Genomic DNA, 26425 nt, shown 5'->3' on the forward strand with positions numbered 1-26425 from the left:
AAAGGACTAATCCGGTTCAGCAAGGTGTGGACGCGTTGCGGCGCGCATAGAAGAACCACGTCACCACCGCGCACACCACATAGAAGGCGATGAAGCACACGAGCGCGCCGACCGGCGAGCCGGTCATGTCGAGCGACGAGCCAAAGCTCTTCGGAATGAAGAAGCCGCCGTACGCGCCCATCGCGCCCGCGAAGCCGAGCACCGCCGCCGATTCCTTGCCCGCTTCGGCGAGCGCGCCGCGCTGTGCGTCATCACCCTTGCTCTTCGCGGCGCGTTGATGCTGCGTCAGGAAGATCACGGGAATCATGCGGAAGGTCGAACCGTTGCCGATGCCGGTGAGCGCGAACAGCACGACGAACATCGCGAGGAAGCCGGCGAAGCTGCCTTGTGCGCCGCCCAGCGCGCCGCCCGGCAGGAACGCGATCACGCCGATCACCGCGACGATCATCGCGAGGAAAGTCCAGAGCGTGACGCGCGCGCCGCCGAGCTTGTCGGAGATCCAGCCACCGACGGGGCGCGTGAGCGCGCCGGCGAGCGGCCCGAGGAAGGCCCATGCAGTCGGGTTGATGGCGGGAAACTCCGCCTTCGTGAGAAGCGCGAGGCCGGCCGAGAAACCGATGAACGAGCCGAACGTGCCGACATAGAGAAAGCACATGATCCAGTTGTGCGCGCGGCGGAAGATCACGGCCTGCTCGCTGAACGAGGCCTTCGCGTCGGCGATGTCGTTCATGCCGAACCACGCGGCGAACGACGAGACGACGATGAGCGGAATCCACACGAAGCCGGCGTTCTGCAGCCAGATGCTGTGCTCGACGCCGTCCTTCACGTAGGTGTGCCCGTCGCCGAGCAGGCCGGCGAACACGGCTGTCGAGATGACGATCGGTGTGACGAACTGCACGAGCGAGACGCCGAGGTTGCCGATGCCCGCATTGAGGCCGGTGGCGAAACCCTTGCGCGCCTTCGGGAAGAAGAAGCTGATGTTCGCCATCGACGAGCTGAAGTTCGCGCCGCCCAGACCGCACAGCAGGGCGAGCACGAGCAGCGTCGAATACGAGGTGGACGGATCGCGCAGCGCGAAGCCCATGCCGAAGGCCGGGATCAGCAGACTCGCCGTGGAGATCGCCGTGAAGCGGCGGCCGCCGAAAATCGGCACGAGAAACGAATAGAAGATGCGCAGCGTGGCGCCCGAAAGCGCGGGCAACGCCGTGAGCCAGAAGAGTTCGTTCTTGGTGAAGTGAAAGCCGCCCTTGTCGAGATTGACGACCGTGACGCTCCACAGCGACCACACCACGAACGCCAGCATCAGCGCGGGAATCGAAATCCACAGGTTACGGGTGGCGATCTGCTCGCCGGAAGCCTGCCAGAACCTGGCGTTCTCGGGCTCCCATTGGGTCAGGAGATACTTGGACATGATTGTGCTCGTTCAGTAGGCGCCGCACGCGCGGCGCAAGTTGGATCATTCGGAGTACGTGGTTTCCTTCGGCGCCGGCGGCGCGGCTCGAACCTTGTGCGCGAGCTTCGCGCTGCCGTGGGCGAGCGCTTCGGGGCGGAACGAAAAGTGCATGAACAGCAGGCTCACCAGGGTGGCGCCGAACATCAACATGAAGCAGGTGGTACGCACGCCCGTGAGGTCGACGAGCAGGCCGAACAAGATCGGCAGTACGAAGCCCGCGAGACCGCCCGCCAGCCCCACGACGCCGGAGACGGCGCCGATGTTGTCGGTGTACTCGTCGCCGATGAACTTGAAGACCGAGGCCTTGCCTACCGCCATCGCGATGCCGACGACGAACATCAGCACCGTGTAGAACACCGGTCCCGTGCTGATATGCAAACCAAGCGGGCCATGCGCGCTGTGGATCGTGAAGTCGGTCGGCGGGTAGCTCAGCAGGAAGAAGCACGCGAGCGCGACCCACATCACGGCCCACGTCGTGCGATAGGCGCCGTAGCGGTCGGAGAGCCAACCGCCTGCCGCACGCAGCACGCCGCCGGGCAACGAGAAACACGCCGCGAGAAACGCAGCCTGCTCGATGCCGAAGCCGTACTGGTTCACGTAGTACTGCGGCATCCACAGCGACAGGCCGACATAGCCGCCGAACACCACCGAGTAGTACTGCGCGTAGCGCAGCACACGCGGGTCGGCGAGCACGCGCAGCTGGTCCGCCACGCTCTGCGTGCCAGGCACGCGGTGCGCCGGGTGGCTCGCGGAGAACATCCAGAACAGCAGCGCGGTCACGAGCATCGCAACGGCGTAGACCTTGGGCACGATGGTCCACGTGCCGGCCGCGACGATCAGCACGGGCGCCACGAACTTGTTGAGCGCGGCGCCCGAATTGCCTGCGCCGAAGATGCCCATGGCGAGACCCTGGCGCGACTTCGGGAACCAGCGTGCGACATAGGGCGTGCCGACCGAGAATGATGCGCCGGCGAACCCCACGAACAGGCCTAGCGTGAGGAATTGCCAAAGTTGCGTCGCGTACGAGACGAGCCAGATCGGCACGATGGTCGCGAGCATGGTGATGAAGAAGACGATGCGCCCGCCGAAGCGGTCGGTCCAGATGCCGAGCGGAACGCGGGCGAGCGAGCCCGTGAGCACGGGCATCGCGGCAATCAGGCCGAATTCGGTATCGGTGAGGTGAAGCTGCTTTTTGAGCGGAATGCCGAGGATCGCGAACATCATCCAGACCGCAAAGCAGATCGTGAACGCGAAGGTACTTGAACCCAGCACGCGCCAGGCACGGCTATCGGCGACAGGTTCCGCCTGCGGAGATGGGGCGGCTTTCATGAATTTCCCTCTTGTCGTTTAGTTGACGCGACAAGAGTAGGAAAGACGAAAGGTGCGGGCTATTCTCCGCAGGGAGTGCGCGACGATGCGCCACTAGAACTTAAGGAGTAGTACCGCGGGAACGAGTTGGCGTGGAAGCGAAATCGCATGCATGCGAACGCGCCGGAGAGCAATAAGATTAGTCCGAGAAGCCGTAGCGTGTCATGAAACACGCTACGGCATGGTGTCGCACGCGATCAACCAAAGATCAGCGGAACACGACCGTCTTGTGACCGTTGAGCACGATGCGATGCTCCACGTGCCACTTCACCGCGCGCGCGAGCGTCACGCACTCCACGTCGCGGCCGATGGCGGTGAGCTGATCCGGCGTCATGTTGTGATCCACGCGCTCGACTTCCTGCTCGATGATCGGGCCTTCGTCGAGATCGGACGTCACATAGTGCGCCGTGGCGCCGATCAGCTTCACGCCGCGATCGAACGCCTGGTAGTACGGCTTCGCGCCCTTGAAGCTCGGCAGGAACGAATGGTGGATGTTGATCGCGCGGCCTTCGAGCGCCTTGCAAAGCTGCGGCGAGAGGATCTGCATGTAGCGCGCGAGCACCACCAGATCGACGCCTTCGCGGTTCACCACTTCGAGCACGCGCGCTTCCTGCGCGGCCTTGTCGGCCTCGGTGCCGCCTAGCAGCGGGAAGTGATGGAACGGAATGTTGTAGCTCGCGGCGAGCTGATAGAAGTCCTTGTGATTCGAGATGATCGCTGGAATCTCGATAGGCAGCTGGCCGGTGCGATAGCGGAACAGCAGGTCGTTCAGGCAATGGCCGATCTTCGAGACCATGATGACGACGCGCGGCTTCACGTTCGCGTCATGCATCTCCCAGCGCATGCCGAACTCCTGCGCGAGCGGCTCGAATGCGCTGCGCAGACCGTCGAGGCCCGGGTCGCCGCCCACTTGCTGGAAGTGCACGCGCATGAAGAACTCGCCCGTGTGGCTGTCGCCGAACTGGGCCGAGTCGAGGATATTGCTGCCGCGCTCGAACAGAAAGCCCGACACGGCGTGCACGATGCCAGGCCGGTCGGCGCACGACAGTTTGAGGATGAAGCTGTGATCGGTCGACATGACCTTGGTAACTCCCGTCAAGACTTGGTGTTGCTAAAAGGGCTTTGGGCTTTGCTAAAAGAACCGGCGCCCTTTCACAGCGTCGGCGGTTCGAAGATCGCGGCAATGCCCTCGCACGCGTCTTCGTCTATCCATCGGCGGCGCAGCAGGCAGTCGAGCGTCGCGAGGCTCGCGTCTACCGTCATCGCGCCCTCCTCGATCCAGCGCGCGGCTTCGTCGATGCGTGCGAGGCGATGCTCGCCCACTTCGCCGTCCTGGTTGTGCGGCACGAAATCGGCCGGGAGCACGAGATCGTAGATGAAGATCTGCTCAGCCTGCGTGCCCTCTGGCAGCGACTGCAGCACGTGCACGGTGCGGCCCGCGCGCGCCTCGCGCGCCAGCTCCTCGGCAATGCCCGCCTCTTCCCAGCATTCCTTCACGAGCGTGGCCTCGATCCCGAAGCCCCAGCCGATGCCGCCCGCCACGACGTTGTCCAGCATGCCGGGGTCGGTGGCCTTGGTATCACTGCGCCGCGCGATCCACAATTGCGGCGCGCCGGGCGCGCCTACGCCGGCCGCACCGGAATCTGCGTATTCTACGACGCCGTTCAGATGAACCGCGTACGTCATCGTGCCGAAAAAGCGCGAGGCCGCACGTTCGATAAAGGCGAGCGGCGGCGCATCGAAGGTGTTGCGGATCGCGTAGGTTTCGTTGCGCCAGCCCGGAATGTGCCCTTGCGCCGCGAGTGCGCCGATCACCGAACCGAGCGCTGCGCTGCGTGCATCGACGCTATCGAAGTGCGGGGCGAGCGTCACGCGGGCGCTATCCGCATCGCCGTCGATTTCGAACACGTCGGGCCAGCGTGCGAGCCGCGCCACGTCGTTCTCGCGTATCCAGCCCACGCGCTCGTCACCGATGTGAAACGGCAGATGCGCGCCGGCATCGAAGCGTCGCGCGTCGATAATGCAAGGCAAGCTCATCGATCAGGACTCCATAGATCAGTCGCGCAGGGCGACGCGTATGCCGATGGCGATGAAGGTAACGCCGGCCAAGCGGTCGAGCCACAGGCCCGCGCGCGGCCGGCGCTTCAGCCAGCCGCCGATCGTGCCCGCGCACAGCCCGAAGAGGGAGAACACGACGACCGTCTGCGCCATGAACACGAGGCCGAGCTCGAGCATCTGCAGCGTGACGGGCTGCGCGCCATGCGGGTCGACGAACTGCGGCAGGAACACGACGAAGAACAGCGTCACCTTCGGATTCATGATGTTGCCGAGCACGCTCTGGCGAAAGATCGCGGAGAGCGGCTGGCGCGGCTTGTCGCCGGCGGCGGCGAGGCCCTGGCTGCGCAGCGCCTTCACGCCGATCCACACGAGATACGCGGCGCCCGCGAGCTTGAGGATCTGGAACGCGAGCGGCGAAGAACGCAGCACGGCGGCCACGCCGAGTGCCGCGAGCGTGGTGTGGAACGTCACGCCCGCGGCGAAACCCAGCGCGGCCACGAGGCCGGCGGCGCGGCCCTGCGAAATGCCGCGCGCGAGCACCTGGAGATTGTCGGGACCGGGCGCGAACGTGATGGCGATGGAGGTGGCGAGAAAGAGCGCGAAATTCGGCATGAGATCGACTCGTGACGGTGGGCGTTCGGGTTGTTTCAGTGGCCGCCGAAGGCGGTCACGGTGAAGAGCGGCAGGCCGGCATCGGTGAGCAGCCTCGAGCCGCCCAGATCCGGCAGGTCGATGATCGCGGCGCCCTCCACCACGCTCGCGCCCAGGCGTTCGAGCAGCAGCTTGCCGGCCATCATGGTGCCGCCGGTGGCGATCAGGTCGTCGACGATCACGACGCGGTCGCCCTTGCTGCAGGCATCCTCGTGAATCTCGACGGTCGCTTCGCCGTATTCGAGCTTGTAGGTCTCGGAAACCGTCTTGTACGGCAGCTTGCCGATCTTGCGGATCGGAATGAAGCCAACGTTCAGCTCATACGCGACGATCGGCCCGATGATGAAACCGCGCGCGTCGAGCCCGGCCACGTAGTCGAGCTTCGCATCGACATAGCGCTCGACGAACAGGTCGATCAGCACGCGCAGGCCCTTCGGATGGCCGATGAGCGGCGTGATATCGCGGAACTGCACTCCCGCCGCAGGCCAGTCAGGCACCGTGCGGATCAGGCTGTTCACGAACTGGGCGGCTTCAGCGCTCGGGTTCGCAGGTGCGTTGGACATGATTGCTCCGGGTAATGACCAGACAAGAACGGTAGAGTTATTTAAACGGGGCTGGACCGCTTGGCGCGGTCTCGCGATTGCGCGAACGACGGCGTATCAGACCGCCGCCGCGCCCGCACCGGCCGCGCCCGGCTTGCGATGCCGCGAAAGCCGCTCCTCGGCCTGCGCGAGCTGCTCGGGCAGACCGCGCAGCACGACGATGTCGGCCTCGCGCAGTTTGGTCGATGGGTCCGGTTCCACACCGCGAATGCCGTGGCGGCGGATCGCCGTCACCTCGACGCCAAGCTCGTACAGGCCCAGTTCCGCGAGCGTGCGGCCCACGGCGTCGGCGCGCTCGTCGACCGGTACGGATTGTAGCCGCACCTGCTCGTGACCGTCCTCGCCCACATCGTCGGTACCGTGGAAGTAGCCGCGCAGGAGGCTGTAACGTTCGTCGCGCAGTTCCTCCACGCGGCGCACCACGCGGCGCATCGGCACGCCCATCAGCACCAGCATGTGCGAGGCGAGCATCAGGCTGCCTTCCACGATCTCCGGAATCACCTCGGTCGCGCCCGCGGCGAGCAGGCGTTCGAGATCGGCGTCGTCCACCGTGCGCACGATCACGGGCAAGGTGGGCTCCAGTTCGTGAATGTGATGGAGCACGCGAAACGCCGATTGCGTATTGGCGTACGTGATCGCCACCGCGGCCGCGCGGTGGATGCCCGCCGCGACGAGCGATTCGCGCCGCGCGGCGTCGCCGAACACCACCGACTCGCCCGCCGCCGCAGCCGCCGCGACGCGGTCCGGGTCGAGGTCGAGCGCGACGTACGAAAGGCCTTCGTATTCGAGCATGCGCGCGAGATTCTGCCCCGCACGGCCGTAGCCGCACACGATCACATGGCCGCTTTGCTTGATGCTTTGCGTGGCGATGCGCGTCATCATCAGCGACTGCTGCATCCATTCCGTCGAAGAGAGGCGCAGTACGATGCGGTCGGCGTTCTGAATCAGGAACGGTGCGGCGAGCATCGACAGCAGCATGGCCGCGAGGATCGCCTGGAGCAGCGTGGCGTCGACCAGATGCTTGTCGAGAATGAGGTTCAGCAGCACGAAGCCGAACTCGCCGGCCTGCGCGAGACCGAGACCCGTGCGCATGGCCACGCCCGGCGAGGCGCCGAAAATACGCGTGAGCGCCGTGATGAGCACGGCCTTCATCACGACCGGCCCGAGGAAGAACGCCGCCACCATGATGGGGTGCTGCCAGATCACGTGCGGGTTGAGCAGCATGCCCGTGGTCACGAAGAAGAGGCCGAGCAGCACGTCGCGAAACGGCTTGATGTCCTCTTCCACCTGGTGCCTGTACGGCGTCTCGGCGATCAGCATGCCCGCGATGAAGGCGCCGAGCGCGAGCGAGAGGCCGAACTTGTCGGTGATGAACGCGGCGCCCAGCGTGACGAGCAGCACGTTGAGCACGAACAGCTCCTGCGAGCGGCGGCGGGCGACCACGTTGAACCAGCGCGTCATGAACTTCTGGCCGACGATGAGCAGAATGCCGAGCGCGAGCACGATCTTCACGGCCGCCGTGCCGAGCGACTCGACGAGCGACGCCGACGAACCGCCGAACGCCGCGATCACGATGAGAAGCGGCACCACGGCCAGATCCTGGAACAGCAGCACGCCCAGAATGTTGCGGCCATGCTCCGATTCGATCTCGAGCCGCTCGGAAAGCATCTTGCTGACGATGGCCGTCGACGACATGGCGAGCGCGCCGCCCAGCGCCACGCAGGCCTGCCACGTGATATGCACCCACGGTTCCAGCACGAGCCCGAGCAGGAGTGCCACGACGATCGTGCCCATCACCTGCGAAAGCCCGAGTCCGAACACGGCGTGGCGCATGGCGCGCAGCTTCGAGAGCGAGAACTCGAGGCCGATGGAGAACATCAGGAACACGACGCCGAACTCGGCCAGGTTCTGCGCGCCGTGCGTGTCCGGCACGATGCCGAGCGAGCGCGGGCCCACGAGAATGCCCACCGTGAGGTAGCCGAGCATCGGCGGCAGATTCAGATAACGAAACAGCACGACGCCAACCACCGAGGCGAGCAGCAGGAACAGCGTCATTTCCAGCGGGGAGATCATCGTGTGAAGCGTCCTCGTTCGTCTGCGTCGTTACCGGCGATGCAAATTCTGCCCCGCGCCGGGTCAATGATCGACGCCAGGGCGGCTAAGGCCTGTTTACATGAATAACGGGCTAAATGGGAAGGGCTACGGAGAAACGGCTGGGCAAGCCCGGCGGCTCGCGCACGGGGTTTTGGCGCTGGGGGCGCCGGCGCGGCGCGCAGACGCCTTTGCTATACTCCGCGGATGATAGCGAAAATCAATGGCGACCGGGCGCTGAAGCTCGCTCGCAACGTGCTCGACATCGAAGCGGACGCCGTGCGCGGGCTTCGCGACCGGCTCGACGACAACTTCGTCGGCGCGGTCGACCTCATCCTCAGCTGCCGTGGACGCGTGGTCGTTTCCGGCATCGGCAAATCGGGCCATATTGCCCGCAAGCTCGCGGCCACGCTGGCCTCCACGGGCACCCCGGCGTTTTTCGTGCATCCGGCGGAAGCGAGCCACGGCGACCTCGGCATGGTCACCGCCGACGACGTCTTCATCGGCCTGTCGAACTCCGGCGAATCCGAAGAACTCGTGGCGATCCTGCCGCTCGTCAAACGCATTGGCGCGAAGCTCATCGGCATGACGGGCAATCGCCCGCAATCGACGCTCGGCCAGCTTTCCGACGTGCATCTGGACGCCGGCGTGGAGAAAGAAGCCTGCCCGCTGAACCTCGCGCCCACCGCCAGCACGACGGCGGCACTCGCGCTCTCCGACGCACTCGCGGTCGCGGTGCTCGACGCGCGCGGCTTCGGTGCCGACGACTTCGCGCGCTCGCATCCGGGCGGCGCGCTCGGCCGGCGCCTGCTCACCTACGTGCGCGACGTGATGCGCACGGGCGACGAAATCCCGAAGGTGCGCGACGACGTGACCGTGCGCGACGCCCTCTTCCAGCTCACGGCCAAACGCATGGGCATGACGGCGGTCGTCAACGCCGACAACCACGTGCAGGGCATCTTCACAGATGGCGACCTGCGCCGTGTGCTCGAGCGCGTGGGCGATTTCCGCGACCTGCCGATCGCTCAGGTCATGACGAAAGGCCCGCGCACGATCGGCCCGGACCAACTTGCCGTCGAAGCTGTGGAACTGATGGAGCGCCATCGCATCAATCAGATGCTGGTCGTCGATGCCGAGGGCACGCTGATCGGCGCCCTCAACATGCACGACCTGTTCTCCAAGAAGGTGATCTGATGGCTAGCCCACTCGACGCAACCGCGCGCGCCGCGCGTGTGCGCTTGATGATTTTCGACATCGACGGTGTGCTCACCGACGGTGGCCTGCTCTTCACCGGCGCGGGCGACACGATGAAGGCGTTCAACTCGCTCGACGGCCACGGCGCGAAGCTCCTGCGCGAAGCCGGCATCGACACGGCCATCATCACCGGGCGCCGTTCGGAGATCGTCGCCGTGCGCGCGAAGGAACTGAAGATCACGCATCTGTGGCAAGGCGTGGAAGACAAGCGCGTCGCGTTCGCCGAGCTGCTCTCGCAAACGGGCATTGCGCCCGAAGCGTGCGGCTACATGGGCGATGACTGGCCCGACCTCGGCGTGATGCTCCAGTGCGGCTTCGCGGCTGCGCCCGCGAACGCCCACCCCGACGTGCTCTCGCGCGCCCACTGGGTGTCCGACAAGGTGGGCGGCCACGGCGCCGTGCGCGAAGTCACCGACCTGATCCTGCGCGCGCAGAACCGCTACGACGCCCTGCTCGCCGCGGCCTGCGCGCCGCTCGCCGGGATGCCGCGATGAACCACCAGAAGTTCCGCCTCACGTCGCTCGTGCCGCTCGTGTGCGTTGCCGCGCTCGCCGGCTTCACGTGGTGGCTGCTGCAGGCCGTCCAGCCGCGCGAGAAGGAGGCGGCGCCGCGTGCGCCCACGCATACGCCCGATTATTTCGCCGATAACTTCTCGGTGTCCGAGCTCGACCAGTCGGGCGCCACGCAGTACCGGCTCACGGCCACGCACATGGTTCACTACGAGGACGACGAGAACAGCGACCTCACGAACCCGGCCGTGCGCGCATTCCAGCCCGGCAAGCCGATCGTCACGGCCACCGGGCTGCGCGGCACGGTCAACGCCGACGCCTCGATCGTCAATCTGTACGACAACGCGCGCATTCTGCGCGCGGCGGGCGCCGGCGACCCCGAAATGCAGGCTGATTCCGAGCATTTCAAAGTGCTCGTGAACGACGATGTGATCCTGACCGAAAAGCCGGTTAAACTTCGACGCGGCCAGTCGGTCATGACGGCCACCAGCGGCATGAACTACAACAATGTCTCCCGGGTCATCCAGCTCTTCGGCAACGTCCGTGGAGCCATCGCCCCGGCAGACTCCGGCGGCTCGTCCTGAACGCCGGGCCGTCCACGCAAGGCACGATTGCATGAACGATTCGCTTCCCCGTCCACTGAACGGCCGTTCGCCTGACGCCCGCCGCGCACGCTTCGCGGCGCTGATGGCGCTCGCCAGCGCGCTGCTGTTCGCCGGCCTCGCGCCCGCGGCCCACGCCGAGCGCGCCGACAAGGACAAGCCGCTCAATATCGAAGCGGACAACATGACCTATGACGATCTGAAGCAGCAGACCGTCTTCACGGGCCACGTGGTTGCCACCAAGGGCACGATCCTCATCAAGGCCGACAAGCTCGTCGTCACCCAGGACCCGCAGGGCTACCAGTTCGCGACCGGCACCGTCGCGCCGGGCACGCCCGCCGACAAGCTCGCCTACTTCCGCCAGAAGCGCGAAGGCCTCGACGAATACGTCGACGGCACGGCCGAGCGCATCGACTACGACGGCAAGCAGGACCTCACCACGCTCACGACGCGCGCGACGGTGCGCCGCCTGCAGGGTCTCTCGACGGTGATGGATCAGGTCCACGGCAGCGTCGTCACGTACGACGGCCAGAACGACTTCTACACGGCGCGCTCCGGCAAGGACGTCGCGGGTCCCGGCAACCCCGGCGGCCGCGTTCGCGCGATGCTCTCGCCGCGCAACACCGCCACCGGCGCACAACCGCCCGCCGGCGCCCCGGCCGCCCTCACGCCGTCCACCAAGCTGCAGGAAGCGCCGCCACAGTGAATACCGTCACCGCCACCCAAAGCTACGGCCGCCAGCTGGCCGGCAAGACGAGCACGCTCGTCGTGCGCAACCTGAAGAAGCGCTATGGCTCGCGCACCGTCGTCAAGGACGTGTCGCTCGACGTGAAGAGCGGTGAAGTGGTCGGACTGCTCGGCCCCAACGGCGCCGGCAAGACCACGTCGTTCTACATGATCGTGGGTCTCGTGCCGCTCGACGCCGGCGAGATCGACCTCGACGGCCGCTCCATCAGCCTTCTGCCGATCCACAAGCGCGCGGCGCTCGGTCTTTCGTATCTGCCGCAGGAAGCCTCGGTGTTCCGCAAGCTCACGGTCGAGGAGAACATCCGCGCGGTGCTCGAACTGCAGGTCGACGGCAACGGCAAACGTCTGTCGAAAGACGTCATCACCGAGCGCGCCGAAGCGCTGCTCGAGGAGCTGCAAATCGCGCATCTGCGCGAGAATCCGGCGCTGTCGCTCTCGGGCGGCGAACGCCGGCGCGTCGAAATCGCGCGCGCGCTCGCAACCGATCCGAGCTTCATCCTGCTCGACGAGCCGTTCGCAGGCGTCGACCCGATCGCCGTGCTGGAAATCCAGAAGATCGTGAAGTTCCTGAAGCAGCGCAACATCGGCGTGCTGATCACCGACCACAACGTGCGCGAGACGCTCGGCATCTGCGATCACGCGTACATCATCAGCGACGGCAGCGTGCTCGCGGCCGGCGCGCCCGGCGAGATCATCGAGAACGAGAACGTGCGCCGCGTTTATCTCGGCGAGCACTTCCGCATGTAAGCCCCCGGGCGCGCCTCGCGCGCCCGTTCACCGCAGTCCCGCAGCGCCCACCCGGGCGCGCGCGATCCGCTTTCGCGTTTTTCCGGCCTCATCTTTCGCGTTTCCCCGTGTAACTGCTCGACCTTGCCCCCAAAGCGGTGCATGGCAGGCCCGGGAGCGCCCCTGTTTGCGCACCAAATTCCGGGCAGGCACCGGCGTGGCGCACGCTCGTTTTTGCGAGTGCCCCGTGGTTTCGTCCGCGTGGCAAACTCTTTACAATGGTTCGCACACCGCCATGAAAGCCAGCCTCCAACTCCGCCTCTCGCAGCATCTTGCGCTCACGCCACAACTGCAACAGTCCATCCGGCTGCTGCAGCTGTCGACGCTCGAACTGCAGCAGGAGGTCGCGACGGCGATCTCGCAGAACCCGCTGCTCGAGAACGAGGACGACTGGATCGCGAGCCCGCTGCGCGTGGCCGCGGACGGCTCGGTCATCGCGCAGCCGCCCGCGCCCTCCGGCGCCGAGCCGATGCAGGGCGCGAACAGTTCCACCTCGACGTCCAACGGCAGCGGCGAAAACAACGAGAGCGAGCCGCGAGGCGTGGACGAATACGACGGCCTTGGCGGCGACGCGAACGGCGACGCGAGCCAGTGGAACCTGGACGATTACGGCCGCTCGGGCAACGCCTCCGACGACGACGACCTGCCGCCGCTGCAGATCCACGAATCGACCACCACGCTGCGCGACCATCTCATGGCGCAGTTGCGCGAAACGAACGCGAGCCAGCGCGACCGCGCGCTCATCACGTTTCTCATCGAATCGCTCGACGAAGATGGCTACCTCAGCGCGACCTGCGAGGAAATTCTTGCCGACATTCCCGAAGAACTCGAAGTCGACGCCGACGAATTCAATGCCGCGCTAGCGCTGCTGCATAGCTTCGACCCCGCGGGCGTGGGCGCGCGCTCGGCCTCCGAGTGCCTCAAGCTGCAGTTGTTGCGCGTCACTTCGTCGCCCACGCGCACGCTCGCGCTCGAAATCGTGTCGAACTATCTCGAACTGCTCGCCGCGCGCGACTTCACGCGGTTGCGCAAGCAACTGAAGACGGGCGACGACGAGCTGCGTGACGCGCATGCGCTGATCCGTTCGCTCGAACCGTTCCCGGGTTCGTCGTATGGCAAGGCCGAAGCCGATTACGTGGTGCCCGACATCATCGTGAAGAGGACCGGCCAGAACTGGCATGCGGAACTCAACCCCGAGGTGGTGCCGAAGCTGCGCATCAACCACCTGTACGCGAATATCCTGCGCAACAACCGTGGCGATCCGGCTAGCGGTTCGCTGCGCCAGCAGCTGCAGGAAGCGCGCTGGCTCATCAAGAATATCCAGCAGCGCTTCGAGACGATCCTGCGTGTCGCGCAGGCTATCGTCGAGCGTCAGAAGAACTTTTTCGTGCACGGCGAAATCGCCATGCGCCCCTTGGTTTTGAGGGAGATTGCTGATACGCTGGGCCTACACGAATCAACTGTCTCGCGTGTGACAACCGGTAAATACATGCTGACTCCATTCGGGACACTTGAATTTAAGTACTTCTTCGGATCGCATGTATCGACGGACACCGGAGGCGCTGCATCGTCCACCGCCATCCGCGCCCTCATCAAGCAACTCATAGGAGCCGAGAACACCAAATCTCCTCTTTCAGACAGCCGCATAGCCGAACTGCTGGCAGAACAGGGCTTCGTGGTCGCGCGACGCACCGTTGCGAAGTATCGCGAGGCGCTGAAGATTCCAGCCGTCAATCTGCGCAAGTCTCTTTAGCCTGTTCCGGCTTTTTCGGAGCAGGCGTTTTCCGGCCGCTACGCCCGTTGGCGGACATGGCCGGCCGAGTTCGCCCGCCGTCGCAGGCCTTTCGGGGAGCCGCGTTCTGGCAGACAGTCGACCGGCATTGCCGCACTTCACGCGTCACGCGGCCATCAGCCTGGAGAAGCACTATGAATCTGAAGATCAGTGGACACCATCTCGAAGTAACGCCAGCGTTGCGAGAATACGTGATCACCAAACTGGACAGGGTGCTAAGACATTTCGATCAGGTAATCGATGGCAATGTGGTCCTCTCGGTCGACAACCATAAGGAAAAGGATAAGAGACAGAAGGTCGAAGTGAACCTTCATCTGAAAGGCAAGGACATATTTGTGGAGAGCGCGAACGGCGACATGTACGCCGCCATCGATCTCGTGGTCGACAAGCTGGACCGCCAGGTCGTACGTCACAAGGACCGCGTGCAGGGACATCAACATGAGGCGATCAAGCACCAGCCTGCGCCCATCATCGAAATCCCGCCGCAGTGATCCCACAGTGTCCTGTGTGGCGATTCACGCCATGAACCGGGGCTGGAGTCGATAGTTCATCCTCCGCCCCTCGAAGCGAAGCCGCCCAAACCGGGCGGCTTTTTCGTGAGTACGCGCAATGCAGGGTTTTACCGCTGGGTGCAACCGGGCAACGAGGGTTGCGCTCATGCGTGGCGCATCGCACCATCGGCGTGGACGCTTGTTCTATAATGGTCCAGTCGTATTACGGGGTCTAACGCGCCAACAGGTCCCCACGGTCCCGGCACCGGGCTTCGTCGCCAGATCCAAAGCTTCCGCCAAAGCGGTCAGCTGTCGGGGTGTGGAGCATTCAGGCCACGTTTTCGCCTGCCAACATGAATCGTTTAGCCAAAATACTTCCCATCGAGAACGTCGTCGTCGGCCTGTCCGTCACCAGCAAGAAACGCGTCTTCGAGCAGGCTGGCCTGATCTTCGAAAACCAGAACGGCATCGCCCGCAGCACGGTTACCGACAATCTTTTCGCACGCGAGCGTCTCGGCTCCACGGGCCTCGGCGAAGGCGTCGCGATCCCGCACGGCCGCATCAAGGGCCTGAAGCAGCCGCAGGCCGCCTTCGTGCGCCTCGCCGAGCCGATCGCCTTCGAAGCGCCAGACGGCCTGCCCGTGTCGCTCCTGATCTTCCTGCTCGTGCCCGAACAGGCCACGCAGCAGCACCTTGAAATCCTGTCCGAGATCGCACAACTACTGTCGGATCGCGAAACGCGTGAGCGGCTCCATACGGAAGAAGACCGCGAAACGTTGCATCGCCTGCTCACCCAGTGGCAACCTTGATGTAATGTGCGGCGTCTTGCGAGGCGCGGTCGCGGTACGCGCGGCCGAACAGCGCGCGCTCGACGCTCGTTGCAGGGGTGAAGCGTAAGGCGCCGGCAGCCGTGAACCACCCAGGTAGCGCACCCAGGCCAGGTCGCGCGGATTATTTAGCCAGCAATTCAGTCAGCCGTTAAGCGAGTCATCTCGCGGAGTCACCGACTCATGGACACTTCCAGCATCAACGCCCAAAGCATCTTCGACGACAACGCCACCACGCTGAAACTCAGCTGGCTGACGGGGCACGAAGGCTGGGAACGCGGCTTTTCGACCGAAACGGTGGCCACGGCCACGGCGAGCGCCGACCTCGTCGGTCACCTGAACCTGATCCACCCGAACCGCATCCAGGTGCTCGGCGACGCCGAAATTCACTACTACCAGCGCCAGACCGACGAAGACCGCTCGCGCCACATGGCCGAGCTGATCGCGCTCGAACCGCCGTTTCTCGTGGTCGCCGACGGCATGACCGCGCCGCCCGAACTGGTGCTGCGTTGCACGCGTTCTTCCACGCCACTCTTCACCACGCCGATGTCGGCGGCCACCGTCATCGACAGCCTGCGCCTCTACATGTCGCGCATTCTCGCGCCGCGCGCGACGCTGCACGGCGTGTTTCTCGACATTCTCGGCATGGGCGTGCTGCTCACGGGCGACTCGGGTCTCGGCAAGAGCGAGCTGGGTCTGGAGCTGATCAGCCGCGGCCATGGCCTCGTAGCCGACGACGCCGTGGACTTCGTGCGCCTCGGCCCCGATTTCGTCGAGGGGCGCTGCCCGCCGCTGTTGCAGAACCTGCTCGAAGTGCGCGGCCTCGGCCTGCTCGACATCAAGACGATCTTCGGTGAAACGGCCGTGCGCCGGAAGATGAAGCTCAAGCTCATCGTGCAACTCGTGCGCCGCCCGGACGGCGAGTTCCAGCGTCTGCCGCTGGAGAGCCAGACCGTCGACGTGCTCGGCCTGCCCATCAGCAAGGTCACGATCCAGGTGGCCGCGGGCCGCAACCTCGCCGTGCTGGTCGAGGCCGCCGTGCGCAACACGATCCTGCAATTGCGCGGTATCGACACCCTGCGCGACTTCATGGACCGCCAGCGTCTCGCCATGCAGGACCCCGACAGCCAGTTTCCCGGCAAGCTGATCTGACGCCCGAAGCGGTGAGGCCGGCGAGGCGCGCAATGTACGCCGTGCGCGCCCTCGAAACGAGCGCCTGCGGCCCGGAGAGCCAATACAGGCGCGCGGATCGGATGCTATGATGACCCAATCGGGTTCATCGACTCTCCCATGCGTATCATCCTGATCACCGGCATTTCGGGTTCCGGCAAGTCAGTGGCGCTCAATGCGCTCGAAGACGTCGGCTATTATTGCGTCGACAATCTGCCGCCGCGCTTTCTACCGCAACTCGCCCAATATCTCAGCGACGACGGCTACGAACGCCTCGCCGTCGCTATCGATGCGCGCTCGAGTTCGTCGTTCGACGACATGCCGGAGATGATCCGCGACCTGGCGCTTCGCCACGATGTGCGCGTGCTCTTCCTCAACGCGAGCACGCAGTCGCTCATCCAGCGCTTCTCGGAAACGCGCCGCCGCCATCCGCTTTCGGGCTCCGCCGCGCACGACGCCAACGTGGGCATGCTCAAGTCACTCGAAGAAGCGATCGAGCACGAGCGTGAACTCGTTTCGAACCTCGCCGAGTTCGGCCATCAGGTCGACACGAGCAACCTGAGTTCCAACGCACTGCGCCAGTGGGTGAAGGTGTTCGTCGGCGGCGAGCGCGGCTCGCTCATGCTCACGTTCGAATCGTTCGGCTTCAAGCGCGGCGTACCGCTCGACGCCGACCTCGTGTTCGACGTGCGCACGCTGCCGAACCCGCATTACGACGCCCGCCTGCGGCCGCTCACCGGGCTCGATCAGCCCGTGATCGACTTTCTCAATGCGCAGCCGGCCGTCCACGAAATGATCGACGATGTCTATGCGTTCGTCGCGAAGTGGCTGCCGCATTTTCGCGCCGACAACCGCAGCTATCTCACCGTTGCGATCGGCTGCACGGGCGGACAACATCGATCGGTGTACATCGCCCAGACGCTCGCCACGCGCTTTGCCGGCGAGTCGAACGTTATCGTGCGTCACCGCGACGCGCCTCTCGATGTCGGAGAGTCGTCACGGCTGATCGCCTAACCGGCTGCGCATCGCGCGGCCCTTAACCGAAAGCGTTGCGCCATGTCCTCGTCTCCTGCCGTGCTTGGCCGTTTGCCGTTGTTCCCGCTGCATACGGTGCTGTTCCCCGGCGGCCTGCTGCCGCTCAAGATCTTCGAAGCGCGATACCTGGACATGGCGAGCGAGTGCCTGCGCGAGCACACGCCGTTCGGCGTGTGCCTGCTCAAAAGTGGCGCGGAAGTCGCGCAGCCCGACGAGACGACTGCCGTGCCCGAATCCGTGGGATGCCTCGCGCTCATCGAGCAATGCGATGTCGAGACCGTCGGCATGCTGCATATCCAGGCTCACGGCACGCAACGCTTTCATCTGCTCTCGCATCGCGTGGAAGCCGACGGCCTGCTCGTGGGCACGGCCGAGTTGATCCCCGAAGATATTCCACTGGAAGGCGGCAAACAGCTCGCGCAATTCGGCGCGTGTGCGGAAGTGCTCGAGCGCATCATCGCGACGATCCGCGAGCGCGATTCCGCGAGCCTGCCGTTTGCGGAGCCGTTCCGCTTCGACGATCCCTCGTGGGTATCGAACCGTCTGGCCGAGGTGCTGCCGATCGCGCTGCGCGCGCGTCAGAAGCTCATGGAATTGAACGACGCGGGCGCGCGTATCGAAATCGTGCATCACTACATGCAGCAGCATCAGCTGCTTTGATGCAGCGTTGATGCGGCTTGCTCGCTGACTCAGATCAGCGGTCCACGCAAACCATCGAGCAGTTTGCGCACCGGCGCGGGCACGCCATACGCGTCGATGTTGCCTAGCGACACCCATGCGCTCTGTCCATCATTGGCTTCGAGCGGCGCGGCATTGCGCTTGAGTTCGATCACGCGCGGCTCGATGTCGAGCTTGAAGTGCGTGAACGTATGCGTGAGCGGCATGAGCGCCGAACTCGACGCCGCGCGCTCCGGCGTCACTCCGAAGTCTCGCGCGCGCTCGGCGAGCGCGGGTTCGTCCGCGGCTTCGGGCAAGCTCCACAACCCACCCCAGATACCCGATGGCGGGCGCTTCTCCAGCATCACCGCATCGCCGTCGAGCAGCACGAGCATCCACGTGCGCCGCGTGGGCACGGCCTTCTTCGGGCGCGCGGCGGGTAGTTCGCGTTGACGTCCCGTCGTGTTGGCCACGCAGTCCTGCGCGAACGGGCAGCGCGCGCAGTCGGGCTTGCCCCGCCCGCACAGCGTCGCGCCAAGATCCATCAAGCCTTGCGTGTACGCGCTCACGTCGGCGTCGCTCGCTTCGGGACCCGGCACGAGCGTTTCGGCGAGCGTCCACATCGCGTTCTCCACGCGCTTTTCACCAGGAAAGCCTTCCACGCCGAACACGCGCGCGAGCACGCGCTTCACGTTGCCGTCCAGGATCGTTTCGCGCGCGCCGAACGCGAACGACGCGATCGCCGCCGCCGTCGAACGGCCGATGCCGGGCAGCTCCGCGAGCGCCTCGACCGTCTGCGGAAACTTGCCACCGTGGGTATCGGCCACGACCTGCGCGCAGCGGTGCAGATTGCGCGCGCGCGAGTAATAGCCGAGGCCGGCCCAGAGCGCCATCACGTCGTCGTCGGGCGCAGCGGCAAGCGCTTCGACCGTCGGAAAGCGCTCGAGAAAACGCGTGTAGTACGGAATCACGGTCGAAACCTGGGTCTGCTGCAGCATGATTTCCGAGAGCCAGATGCGATACGGGTCGCGCGTGTTCTGCCACGGCAGGTCGTGACGGCCATGCTCGCGCTGCCAGGCGATCAGGCGCGGCGCGAAACCGGTAAGCAGCTCAGCGGGATACGCGCCAGCCGGTAGCGGCACGGAAGTGGAAGAAGTTCGGTACATGGAAATGCCTGGCGCTCAGCGCTGGCAGCGCGGACAGAAATAAGTGGAACGCTGGCCCTGCACGATCTGTTTGATCGGCGTGCCGCACACGCGGCAGGGTTGGCCCGCGCGGTCATAAACGAAGTATTCGAGCTGGAAATAGCCGCTTTCGCCGTTGCTGCCGACGAAGTCGCGCAGCGTGCTGCCGCCCTTCTCGATGGCCGAGGCGAGCACGGCGCGCACGGCATCCGCGAGGAGTTCGTAGCGCGCGAGCGAAACGCGGCCCGCCGGGGTCGTCGGCCGGATACCGGCGCGGAACAGACTTTCCGATGCGTAGATATTGCCAACGCCCACCACGATATCGCCCGCGAGGAGAGCCTGCTTGACGGCGACCTTGCGGCCGCGGGTCTCGCGAAAGAGCAGTGCGCCGTCGAAGGCCGGTGTGAACGGCTCGATGCCGAGCGCCGCCAGCAGCGGATGGCCGAGCACGTCGCCAGCCTCGCGCGGGTGCCAGAGCACGGCGCCGAACCGGCGCGGGTCGCGAAAGCGCAGCGTGAAGTCGTCGAAGAACCAGTCGACGTGATCGTGCTTCTCCGCGGCCGGCGGCTTCGGCAGATTGCGCAGCACGCGCAGCGTGCCGGTCATGCCGAGATGCACGATGAACCAGCCTTCGTCGACCTCGAACAGCAAATACTTGCCGCGCCGCCCAACCGAACGTATCGTGCGGCCGCGCAGCGTACGGGCGAGCGTAGCCGGCACGGGCCAGCGCAATGCGGGGTTGCGCACCTCCACACGCTCGACGCGGCGGCCCGCGACCCACGGTTCGATCCCCCTTCGGGTAACCTCAACTTCTGGCAACTCTGGCATATCTCGCGGCCTGATTCGGATGCTGGTCCGGGTTGGTCTGCAACTTGCATAAACGTGTGTGCGCGTTGTGCGCGTATTGTAGCCAGCGCGTTACAATCGACCGAAACATTCGACGGAATTCCATGGAACTGTCTTTCGTTAAGCTGTTCGCGAAGCGTCCCGCGACGCCCCGCGCCCCTGCCGCCTTCGCGCGTCGCCTCGTTGGCGCCGCAGTTCTCGCCGCCTGGGCGTTGACCACGTCGAGCGCATATGCGCAGGATCCGTCCCCTGACACGGACGACACTTCCGTCACCATGCCGGACGCTTTCGGCCCCCCCTCGCCCGACGAGAAGAAGGATCTGCCGGCCGTTCCGCTGTCGAGCCAGATCGTCTTCCAGGTGCTCGCCGCGGAAATCGCGCTGCAGCGCGACCAGCCTGCCCCCGCCTTTCAAACGTATCTCGCGCTCGCGCGCGACACGCACGACCCGCGCATGGCGCAGCGCGCGACGGAAATCGCGCTCTCGGCGCAAAGCCCGTCCGACGCCCTGAATGCGGTGCAGCTCTGGCAGCAGTACGCGCCCGATTCCGAGCGCGCGGCGCAGCTCGACGCGTCACTCCTCGTGCTCGCGGGCAGGCCCGACGACGCCCAGCCGCTGCTTGCGCGCGAACTCGCGAAGGTACCGGCCGACAGCCGTGGCCAGGCGATCCTCTCACTGCAGCTTCTGCTTTCGCGCGGTCCCAATCGCGTGGGCGGCCTGAATGTGCTCAAAACGCTGCTCAAGGACGACATGAACCGTCCCGAGGCGCAGCTCGCGATCGGCCGCCAGCAGCTGCTCGCCGACGACGCACCCGGCGCACGCAAGTCGTTCGAGCAGGCGCTCGCGCTCAAGCCCGACTACCTTCCCGCCGCGCTGATGCTCGCGCAGATGGGGCCGGAGGAGCGCGCCGAAGGCATTGCGTCGATCGAAAAATACGTCCAGCAGAACCCGAAGTCGCGTGAAGGGCGTCTCGCACTCGCGCAGACCTATCTCGCTGCCGACCGCCTCGACGACGCGCAGAAGCAGTTCGAGATTCTGCACAAGGACAACGCGACCGACCTGATGCCGCTCATGGCGCTCGCGCTCATCAGCGTTCAGCAGAAGAAGTTCGACGCCGCGCAGAAGTATCTGACGCAATACGCGCAGGTTGCCGAGAAGAATCCGGCCGCCGACCCAGGTCAGGCCTATATTTACCTCGCGCAACTGTCGGTCGAGCAGAAGGACGACGCCGGCGCACAGAAGTGGCTCGACAAGATCCAGCCCAACAGCCAGCAATATGTGCCGGCCCAGATCACGCGCGCACAGATCCTGGACAAGGAAGGCAAGACCGACGACGCGCGCCGTCAGCTCGCGAGCATTCAGGCCGACGATCCGCGCGACCAGGCGCTGATCGCGCGCACCGACGCCGCGATCCTGTTCGACGCGAAGCGCTACCCGGAAGCCGAGGCACGGCTCGCGAAGGCGACCGCCGACTTCCCGGACGACCCGGACCTCACCTATGACTACGCGATGGCTGCGGAAAAAACCGGCCACTACGACGTCATGGAAGCGCAACTGCGCAAGCTGATCAAGACGCAGCCCGACAATCCGCAGGCGTACAACGCGCTCGGTTACTCGCTTGCGGACCGCAATCAGCGCCTGCAGGAAGCCGACAAACTGGTGGAAAAAGCCTCGTCGCTCGCACCGGACGACGCGTTCATCATGGACAGTGTGGGCTGGGTCAAATACCGCCTGGGTGACAATGCCGACGCGATCAAGCTCTTGCGCAAGGCCTACAGCCTTCAGCCGAACGCGGAAATAGGCGCGCACCTCGGTGAAGTGCTCTGGAAAAACGGCGACCAGGACGGCGCACGCGCCGCCTGGCGCGAGGCCCGCAAGCTCGAACCCGACAACGACACGCTCCTGAAGACGCTCAAACGCTTCCAGGTCAACGATCTCTGATGGCAGATTTTTTCACTTCGATTTCCCCCCAGGCCCTCACCGTTGCGCGCGCAGCCAGTTTCGTACGGCGCGCGTCGCTCGGCGCAGCGGCGGCCGCGCTCCTCGCGCTGACGGGCTGCGCGACGCAGCAGCCGCCGCGCCAACCTTCCACCTCGAACGCCACGACCTCGCTCAGTACGCAGACGAACCGCGCCTATCATGGCCGCTTCGCCGTTCAATATGTCGATCAGAACGGCCAGCAGCGCAACGCGTACGGCAACTTCGACTGGCACGAGACCGATTCGACGGTGACGCTGCAACTGCTCAATCCGCTCGGCCAGACGCTCGCGCTCGTCACTTCCGCGCCATCGCAAGCCACGCTGGAACTGCCCAACCGCCAGCCGCTCACGGCCGACAACGTGAGCACGCTCATGCAGCAGGCGCTCGGCTTTGCCCTGCCCGTGGAAGGGCTGCGCTACTGGCTGCAGCCTTCGGTCGCGCCCACCTCGCATGCGCGCACTACGCCCGACTCGCAGAATCCGCAGCGGCTTTCGCAGATCGAGCAGGACGGCTGGACCATCGATTACGTCGCCTATGCCGACGCGCCGGCCAATGGCGTGAAACGCGTCAATCTCACGCGCGAAGCACCGCCGCTCCAGATCAAGCTCGTGCTCGACCAGTAAGCGGGCCGGTTGCGGTCTCTCATCAGCAATATCTGGCCGGCACGCGCCGGCCAGAATCCAGGCATCATCCCAAGAGCATCATGATCGAAACCCAGGACTCGCTGCGCGACTGCCTAGCGCCCGCGAAACTCAATCTCTTCCTGCACATCACGGGCCGGCGCCCCAATGGCTATCACGATCTGCAGACCGTATTCCAGTTGCTCGACTGGGGCGACACGCTGCATTTCACGCGCCGCCACGACGGCCGCATCACGCGCACCGTGGAAGTGGAAGGCGTACCTGCCGAGCACGACCTCACCGTGCGCGCCGCGACGCTGCTCAAGGAACACACGGGCACGAGCGAGGGTGTCGAGATCGATATCGAAAAGCGTCTGCCGATGGGCGCGGGTCTCGGCGGCGGCAGCTCCGACGCGGCCACGACGCTGCTCGCGCTCAACCGCCTCTGGAAGCTCAACCTGCAACGCGAGCAATTGCAGGCGCTCGCACTCGAACTGGGCGCGGACGTGCCCTTCTTCGTGTTCGGGAAAAATGCGTTCGCGGAGGGTGTTGGCGAAGCCCTCGAGGCTGTACAATTGCCCCCGCGTCATTTTTTGGTCGTGACGCCGCGGGTTCATGTTCCTACTGCCGAAATTTTTTCAGAAAAATCGTTGACAAGGGACACAAAGACCTGCACAATTGCAGTCTTTCTTGCACAGCAAGCAACGCAGAACGGATGGCCAGACAGCTTCGGTCATAACGATATGCAAGCGGTTGTCGCAGGAAAATACGCGGAAGTAGCGCAGGTGCTTCGATGGTTTGAGAGTGTCTCGAGCAGCATCGCACCAGCGCGGATGACCGGATCGGGTGCCAGCGTTTTTGCAGCATTCGCCAGTCGGTCCGAAGCAGAATCGGCACAGGCCAGACTGCTTGCGGAACAACCGGACTGGCGAAGCGCGGTAGCCTCGAGTCTGAACAAGCATCCACTCTTCGCTTTCGCGGCATAGTTTTGCATGGTTGATCGTCCTACCGGTCAGTCAGGCTCAAAGTTGAGTGTAGGGGAGTCGCCAAGTTGGTTAAGGCACCGGATTTTGATTCCGGCATGCGAGGGTTCGAGTCCTTCCTCCCCTGCCAAAAATTCCAGGCAGTTCGCTCTGTGGGTTACCCAGAGCAGTTCGCCCAAGTAGTTCCTCTCGCCCCCCAAAGTCCGCAGCAGGTGCATGATGAGCAGCCATGACGGCCTGATGGTTTTTACTGGCAACGCAAATCCCGCGCTTGCCCAGGAAGTCGTCAAGATCCTCGGTATTCCCCTCGGTAAGGCTATGGTTAGCCGATTTTCCGACGGTGAAATCCAGGTCGAAATCCAGGAAAACGTGCGCGGCAAGGACGTCTTCGTCCTTCAGTCGACTTGCGCGCCGACCAACGACAACCTGATGGAACTGATGATCATGGTCGATGCGCTCAAGCGCGCATCCGCAGGCCGGATCACCGCAGCTATTCCCTACTTCGGCTATGCCCGTCAAGACCGCCGCCCCCGTTCGGCGCGCGTCGCCATCTCGGCGAAGGTCGTGGCGAACATGCTGGAAATCGCCGGCGTCGAGCGGATCATCACGATGGATCTGCACGCTGACCAGATTCAGGGCTTCTTCGATATTCCCGTCGACAACATCTACGCGACGCCCGTGTTGCTCGGCGATCTGCGCAAGCAGAATCACGAGAACCTGCTGGTCGTTTCGCCGGACGTCGGCGGCGTGGTGCGCGCCCGTGCGCTCGCCAAGCAACTGAATTGCGATCTCGCCATCATCGACAAGCGTCGTCCGAAGGCGAACGTCGCCGAAGTGATGAACATCATCGGTGAAGTCGAAGGCCGCACCTGCGTGATCATGGACGACATGGTCGACACCGCCGGCACGCTCTGCAAGGCAGCGCAAGTGCTGAAGGAACGCGGCGCGAAGAAGGTGTTCGCTTACGCCACGCACCCGGTTCTCTCGGGTGGCGCAGGCGAGCGCATCGCCGCTTCGGCTCTGGACGAACTCGTCGTGACCGACACGATTCCGCTGGGCGCCGAAGCGCGTTCGTGCGCGAAGATCCGCTCGCTCACGAGCGCAGGACTTCTCGCCGAAACGTTCTCGCGTATCCGTCGCGGCGACTCGGTGATGTCGCTGTTCGCGGAAAGCTAAAAAGAATTGTCGCGCAAGGCGCGGTGTTCGCAAGGACGCCGCGCTTTTGCACGTAATCGGCGCGAACGGACGATGGTTCGCGCTGCATCGCTGGGGGCCGGAAGGCAGGCATTCTGCTGAAAAGGCCCCGTTTTACTGCCTGGTCGCGGGCAGTGCAATGGAGAATCAAATGAAAGTCATCGCTTTCGAGCGTAACCTGCAAGGTACGGGTGCGAGCCGCCGCCTGCGCATTGCTGGCAAGACCCCTGGCATCGTTTACGGTGTCGGCGCCGAGCCGCAACTGATCGAAATCGATCACAACGCGCTGTGGCACGCCCTCAAGAAGGAAGCCTTCCACTCGTCGATCCTCGACCTCGAAGTGGCTGGCAAGTCGCAGCAAGTGCTGCTGCGCGACGTGCAATACCACCCGTTCCGTCAGCTCGTGCTGCACGTGGACTTCCAGCGCGTGGATCCGAGCAAGAAGATCCACACGAAGGTGCCCCTGCACTTCATGAACCAGGAAACCAACCCGGCTGTGAAGACGGGTGGCGCGATCATCTCGCACGTTCTGGCTGAAATCGAAATCCAGTGCCTGCCGGGCCAACTGCCGGAATTCCTCGAAGTCGACCTCGCCAAGATCGAAGCCGGTCAATCGCTGCATGCCAAGGACATCACCCTGCCCGCAGGCGTGACGCTGGTTCAGCACGTCGAAGTGGAAAACCCGGTCATCGTGTCGGCACCCGTGCCGGCTGGCGCCCAGGCGGCTGCTGAAGGCGAAGAAGCGCCGGCTGCGGAGTAAGCGCAGCGGCCTCAATGAGCCGATCCTCTCGATCCGTTTCCCTGAAACGGTCGACGTGACCCGCCGCGGTTCGCCCCGGCGGGTTTTTTTTCGCACTTTTTCGTACACTTGCGGGTCAGTTCATCGATTTACGCAAGCGGAACACCACAATGATCAGGTTGATCGTCGGGCTCGGCAATCCGGGCGCCGAATACACGGCGACGCGCCACAACGCGGGCTTCTGGCTCGTGGACCAGCTCGCGCGCGAAGCCGGCACGACGCTGCGCGACGAGCGGCGCTTCCACGGCCACTACGCGAAGGCGCGACTCTACGGCGAGGAAGTGCATCTGCTCGAACCGCAGACCTATATGAACCGCTCGGGGCAATCGGTCGTCGCTCTCGCGGCCTTCTTCAAGATCCTGCCCGATGAGATCCTCGTCGCGCACGACGAGCTCGATCTGCCGCCCGGCGCCGTCAAGCTCAAGCTCGGCGGCGGCAGCGGCGGCCACAACGGCCTGAAGGACATATCCGCGCATCTGTCGACGCAGCAGTACTGGCGTTTGCGCATCGGCATCGGCCATCCGCGCGACCTGATCCCCGAAGGCGCGCGCGCCGGTGCAAAGCCCGATGTCGCGAACTTCGTGCTCAAGCCGCCGCGCCGCGAAGAGCAGGAGGTCATCGACGCATCGATCGAACGCGCGCTCGCCGTGATGCCGACGTTCGTGAAGGGCGAGGCCGAACGCGCGGTGATGCAGCTGCATCGCAACGGTTGAAACAAGGAGAGCGT

Annotated in this window: 26 protein-coding genes and 1 tRNA gene; 18 read left to right on the forward strand and 9 right to left on the reverse strand. The window is 64.8% G+C overall.

The genetic code is table 11. The annotated features are described in order from the left end of the window. Nucleotides 1-16: 16 nt before the first annotated feature. From AB3X98_RS33100 to AB3X98_RS33130, 7 genes are all read right to left on the reverse strand, one after another. On the reverse strand, nt 17-1411 hold the full coding sequence (locus tag AB3X98_RS33100; RefSeq protein ID WP_368605861.1) for a NarK family nitrate/nitrite MFS transporter: 1395 nt from the start codon (nt 1409-1411) through the stop codon (nt 17-19). Nucleotides 1412-1456: 45 nt separating this feature from the next. Next, complete coding sequence (locus tag AB3X98_RS33105) at nt 1457-2782, reverse strand: nitrate/nitrite transporter (protein ID WP_368605860.1); 1326 nt, start codon at nt 2780-2782, stop codon at nt 1457-1459. A 247-nt stretch (nt 2783-3029) separates the two neighbouring features. Then, nucleotides 3030-3899 (reverse strand): formyltetrahydrofolate deformylase, encoded by an 870-nt coding sequence (purU, locus tag AB3X98_RS33110; protein ID WP_069264838.1) that lies wholly within the window; start codon nt 3897-3899, stop codon nt 3030-3032. A 74-nt stretch (nt 3900-3973) separates the two neighbouring features. Further along, nucleotides 3974-4858 (reverse strand): DUF4743 domain-containing protein, encoded by an 885-nt coding sequence (locus tag AB3X98_RS33115; RefSeq protein ID WP_069264841.1) that lies wholly within the window; start codon nt 4856-4858, stop codon nt 3974-3976. An 18-nt stretch (nt 4859-4876) separates the two neighbouring features. Further along, nucleotides 4877-5491 (reverse strand): LysE family translocator, encoded by a 615-nt coding sequence (locus AB3X98_RS33120; RefSeq protein ID WP_368605859.1) that lies wholly within the window; start codon nt 5489-5491, stop codon nt 4877-4879. A 35-nt stretch (nt 5492-5526) separates the two neighbouring features. After that, on the reverse strand, nt 5527-6093 hold the full coding sequence (locus AB3X98_RS33125) for an adenine phosphoribosyltransferase (protein ID WP_368605858.1): 567 nt from the start codon (nt 6091-6093) through the stop codon (nt 5527-5529). 96 nt (nt 6094-6189) lie between these two features. Next, nucleotides 6190-8205, reverse strand: a complete 2016-nt coding sequence (locus AB3X98_RS33130; protein ID WP_069264848.1) for a cation:proton antiporter — start codon at nt 8203-8205, stop codon at nt 6190-6192. 225 nt (nt 8206-8430) lie between these two features. On the opposite strand from AB3X98_RS33130, the gene kdsD reads away from it, so the two are divergent. The 11 genes from kdsD to AB3X98_RS33185 all read left to right on the forward strand — a co-directional run bounded on the left by kdsD (nt 8431) and on the right by AB3X98_RS33185 (nt 18096). After that, complete coding sequence (gene kdsD / locus AB3X98_RS33135) at nt 8431-9417, forward strand: arabinose 5-phosphate isomerase KdsD (RefSeq protein WP_069264850.1); 987 nt, start codon at nt 8431-8433, stop codon at nt 9415-9417. Next, a complete protein-coding gene (locus tag AB3X98_RS33140) occupies nt 9417-9971 on the forward strand; it encodes an HAD family hydrolase (RefSeq protein ID WP_069264851.1) in 555 nt (184 codons plus the stop codon). Before kdsD ends, AB3X98_RS33140 begins: the two co-directional genes overlap by 1 nt. Further along, nucleotides 9968-10570 (forward strand): LPS export ABC transporter periplasmic protein LptC, encoded by a 603-nt coding sequence (gene lptC, locus AB3X98_RS33145; RefSeq protein WP_342949516.1) that lies wholly within the window; start codon nt 9968-9970, stop codon nt 10568-10570. The genes AB3X98_RS33140 and lptC overlap by 4 nt, the downstream gene beginning before the upstream one ends. A gap of 31 nt (nt 10571-10601) precedes the next feature. After that, on the forward strand, nt 10602-11294 hold the full coding sequence (lptA, locus tag AB3X98_RS33150) for a lipopolysaccharide transport periplasmic protein LptA (RefSeq protein ID WP_069264856.1): 693 nt from the start codon (nt 10602-10604) through the stop codon (nt 11292-11294). Further along, a complete protein-coding gene (gene lptB / locus AB3X98_RS33155; protein WP_069264858.1) occupies nt 11291-12082 on the forward strand; it encodes an LPS export ABC transporter ATP-binding protein in 792 nt (263 codons plus the stop codon). The genes lptA and lptB overlap by 4 nt, the downstream gene beginning before the upstream one ends. A 274-nt stretch (nt 12083-12356) precedes the next feature. Continuing rightward, nucleotides 12357-13874 carry an RNA polymerase factor sigma-54 gene (locus AB3X98_RS33160; RefSeq protein ID WP_368605857.1) on the forward strand — a complete coding sequence of 506 codons (1518 nt, stop codon included), beginning with the start codon at nt 12357-12359 and terminating at the stop codon, nt 13872-13874. Nucleotides 13875-14047: 173 nt separating this feature from the next. After that, nucleotides 14048-14404, forward strand: a complete 357-nt coding sequence (gene raiA, locus AB3X98_RS33165; RefSeq protein ID WP_028201861.1) for a ribosome-associated translation inhibitor RaiA — start codon at nt 14048-14050, stop codon at nt 14402-14404. Nucleotides 14405-14757: 353 nt separating this feature from the next. After that, on the forward strand, nt 14758-15213 hold the full coding sequence (ptsN, locus tag AB3X98_RS33170) for a PTS IIA-like nitrogen regulatory protein PtsN (RefSeq protein WP_069264863.1): 456 nt from the start codon (nt 14758-14760) through the stop codon (nt 15211-15213). A 201-nt stretch (nt 15214-15414) separates the two neighbouring features. Continuing rightward, nucleotides 15415-16383, forward strand: coding sequence for an HPr(Ser) kinase/phosphatase (gene hprK, locus AB3X98_RS33175; protein WP_028201859.1), 969 nt, complete (start codon nt 15415-15417; stop codon nt 16381-16383). A 138-nt stretch (nt 16384-16521) separates the two neighbouring features. Beyond that, nucleotides 16522-17415 (forward strand): RNase adapter RapZ, encoded by an 894-nt coding sequence (gene rapZ / locus AB3X98_RS33180; RefSeq protein WP_069264864.1) that lies wholly within the window; start codon nt 16522-16524, stop codon nt 17413-17415. Nucleotides 17416-17457: 42 nt separating this feature from the next. Continuing rightward, nucleotides 17458-18096 carry an LON peptidase substrate-binding domain-containing protein gene (locus AB3X98_RS33185; RefSeq protein WP_069264867.1) on the forward strand — a complete coding sequence of 213 codons (639 nt, stop codon included), beginning with the start codon at nt 17458-17460 and terminating at the stop codon, nt 18094-18096. Between the two features lie 29 nt (nt 18097-18125). On the opposite strand, the gene mutY is transcribed toward AB3X98_RS33185, so the two are convergent. After that, entirely contained in the window at nt 18126-19259 is a 1134-nt protein-coding gene (mutY, locus tag AB3X98_RS33190; protein WP_368605856.1) for an A/G-specific adenine glycosylase, read from the reverse strand. Between the two features lie 15 nt (nt 19260-19274). After that, a complete protein-coding gene (gene mutM / locus AB3X98_RS33195; RefSeq protein WP_069264868.1) occupies nt 19275-20105 on the reverse strand; it encodes a bifunctional DNA-formamidopyrimidine glycosylase/DNA-(apurinic or apyrimidinic site) lyase in 831 nt (276 codons plus the stop codon). Between the two features lie 122 nt (nt 20106-20227). On the opposite strand from mutM, the gene AB3X98_RS33200 reads away from it, so the two are divergent. From AB3X98_RS33200 to pth, 7 genes are all read left to right on the forward strand, one after another. Continuing rightward, nucleotides 20228-22063, forward strand: coding sequence for a tetratricopeptide repeat protein (locus AB3X98_RS33200; protein WP_368605855.1), 1836 nt, complete (start codon nt 20228-20230; stop codon nt 22061-22063). Then, nucleotides 22063-22725: a lipoprotein insertase outer membrane protein LolB gene (gene lolB / locus AB3X98_RS33205; protein ID WP_069264872.1), complete on the forward strand. Its 663-nt coding sequence runs from the start codon at nt 22063-22065 to the stop codon at nt 22723-22725. Before AB3X98_RS33200 ends, lolB begins: the two co-directional genes overlap by 1 nt. An 80-nt stretch (nt 22726-22805) precedes the next feature. Next, the gene (gene ispE / locus AB3X98_RS33210) at nt 22806-23708 is read left to right on the forward strand and encodes a 4-(cytidine 5'-diphospho)-2-C-methyl-D-erythritol kinase (RefSeq protein ID WP_368605854.1); all 903 of its coding nucleotides are present in this window, start codon (nt 22806-22808) and stop codon (nt 23706-23708) included. A 50-nt stretch (nt 23709-23758) separates the two neighbouring features. Next, nucleotides 23759-23835: transfer RNA gene (locus AB3X98_RS33215), tRNA-Gln, on the forward strand. 89 nt (nt 23836-23924) lie between these two features. Beyond that, complete coding sequence (locus AB3X98_RS33220) at nt 23925-24881, forward strand: ribose-phosphate pyrophosphokinase (protein WP_069265235.1); 957 nt, start codon at nt 23925-23927, stop codon at nt 24879-24881. A gap of 169 nt (nt 24882-25050) precedes the next feature. Beyond that, complete coding sequence (locus tag AB3X98_RS33225; protein ID WP_069264876.1) at nt 25051-25659, forward strand: 50S ribosomal protein L25/general stress protein Ctc; 609 nt, start codon at nt 25051-25053, stop codon at nt 25657-25659. Nucleotides 25660-25808: 149 nt separating this feature from the next. Beyond that, entirely contained in the window at nt 25809-26411 is a 603-nt protein-coding gene (gene pth, locus AB3X98_RS33230) for an aminoacyl-tRNA hydrolase (RefSeq protein ID WP_342949522.1), read from the forward strand. Nucleotides 26412-26425 lie beyond the last annotated feature (14 nt).

The sequence above is a fragment of the Paraburkholderia sp. BR14312 genome (genome assembly GCF_040948675.1).
GTDB lineage: Bacteria > Pseudomonadota > Gammaproteobacteria > Burkholderiales > Burkholderiaceae > Paraburkholderia > Paraburkholderia nodosa_A.

Bases quoted from the DNA above. Each gene is read 5' to 3' on its own strand.
- AB3X98_RS33100 (WP_368605861.1), bottom strand. From the start codon at position 1,411: ATGTCCAAGTATCTCCTGACCCAATGGGAGCCCGAGAACGCCAGGTTC.
- AB3X98_RS33105 (WP_368605860.1), bottom strand. From the start codon at position 2,782: ATGAAAGCCGCCCCATCTCCGCAGGCGGAACCTGTCGCCGATAGCCGT.
- purU (WP_069264838.1), bottom strand. From the start codon at position 3,899: ATGTCGACCGATCACAGCTTCATCCTCAAACTGTCGTGCGCCGACCGG.
- AB3X98_RS33115 (WP_069264841.1), bottom strand. From the start codon at position 4,858: ATGAGCTTGCCTTGCATTATCGACGCGCGACGCTTCGATGCCGGCGCG.
- AB3X98_RS33120 (WP_368605859.1), bottom strand. From the start codon at position 5,491: ATGCCGAATTTCGCGCTCTTTCTCGCCACCTCCATCGCCATCACGTTC.
- AB3X98_RS33125 (WP_368605858.1), bottom strand. From the start codon at position 6,093: ATGTCCAACGCACCTGCGAACCCGAGCGCTGAAGCCGCCCAGTTCGTG.
- AB3X98_RS33130 (WP_069264848.1), bottom strand. From the start codon at position 8,205: ATGATCTCCCCGCTGGAAATGACGCTGTTCCTGCTGCTCGCCTCGGTG.
- kdsD (WP_069264850.1), top strand. From the start codon at position 8,431: ATGATAGCGAAAATCAATGGCGACCGGGCGCTGAAGCTCGCTCGCAAC.
- AB3X98_RS33140 (WP_069264851.1), top strand. From the start codon at position 9,417: ATGGCTAGCCCACTCGACGCAACCGCGCGCGCCGCGCGTGTGCGCTTG.
- lptC (WP_342949516.1), top strand. From the start codon at position 9,968: ATGAACCACCAGAAGTTCCGCCTCACGTCGCTCGTGCCGCTCGTGTGC.
- lptA (WP_069264856.1), top strand. From the start codon at position 10,602: ATGAACGATTCGCTTCCCCGTCCACTGAACGGCCGTTCGCCTGACGCC.
- AB3X98_RS33160 (WP_368605857.1), top strand. From the start codon at position 12,357: ATGAAAGCCAGCCTCCAACTCCGCCTCTCGCAGCATCTTGCGCTCACG.
- raiA (WP_028201861.1), top strand. From the start codon at position 14,048: ATGAATCTGAAGATCAGTGGACACCATCTCGAAGTAACGCCAGCGTTG.
- ptsN (WP_069264863.1), top strand. From the start codon at position 14,758: ATGAATCGTTTAGCCAAAATACTTCCCATCGAGAACGTCGTCGTCGGC.
- hprK (WP_028201859.1), top strand. From the start codon at position 15,415: ATGGACACTTCCAGCATCAACGCCCAAAGCATCTTCGACGACAACGCC.
- rapZ (WP_069264864.1), top strand. From the start codon at position 16,522: ATGCGTATCATCCTGATCACCGGCATTTCGGGTTCCGGCAAGTCAGTG.
- AB3X98_RS33185 (WP_069264867.1), top strand. From the start codon at position 17,458: ATGTCCTCGTCTCCTGCCGTGCTTGGCCGTTTGCCGTTGTTCCCGCTG.
- mutY (WP_368605856.1), bottom strand. From the start codon at position 19,259: ATGTACCGAACTTCTTCCACTTCCGTGCCGCTACCGGCTGGCGCGTAT.
- mutM (WP_069264868.1), bottom strand. From the start codon at position 20,105: ATGCCAGAGTTGCCAGAAGTTGAGGTTACCCGAAGGGGGATCGAACCG.
- AB3X98_RS33200 (WP_368605855.1), top strand. From the start codon at position 20,228: ATGGAACTGTCTTTCGTTAAGCTGTTCGCGAAGCGTCCCGCGACGCCC.
- lolB (WP_069264872.1), top strand. From the start codon at position 22,063: ATGGCAGATTTTTTCACTTCGATTTCCCCCCAGGCCCTCACCGTTGCG.
- ispE (WP_368605854.1), top strand. From the start codon at position 22,806: ATGATCGAAACCCAGGACTCGCTGCGCGACTGCCTAGCGCCCGCGAAA.
- AB3X98_RS33220 (WP_069265235.1), top strand. From the start codon at position 23,925: ATGAGCAGCCATGACGGCCTGATGGTTTTTACTGGCAACGCAAATCCC.
- AB3X98_RS33225 (WP_069264876.1), top strand. From the start codon at position 25,051: ATGAAAGTCATCGCTTTCGAGCGTAACCTGCAAGGTACGGGTGCGAGC.
- pth (WP_342949522.1), top strand. From the start codon at position 25,809: ATGATCAGGTTGATCGTCGGGCTCGGCAATCCGGGCGCCGAATACACG.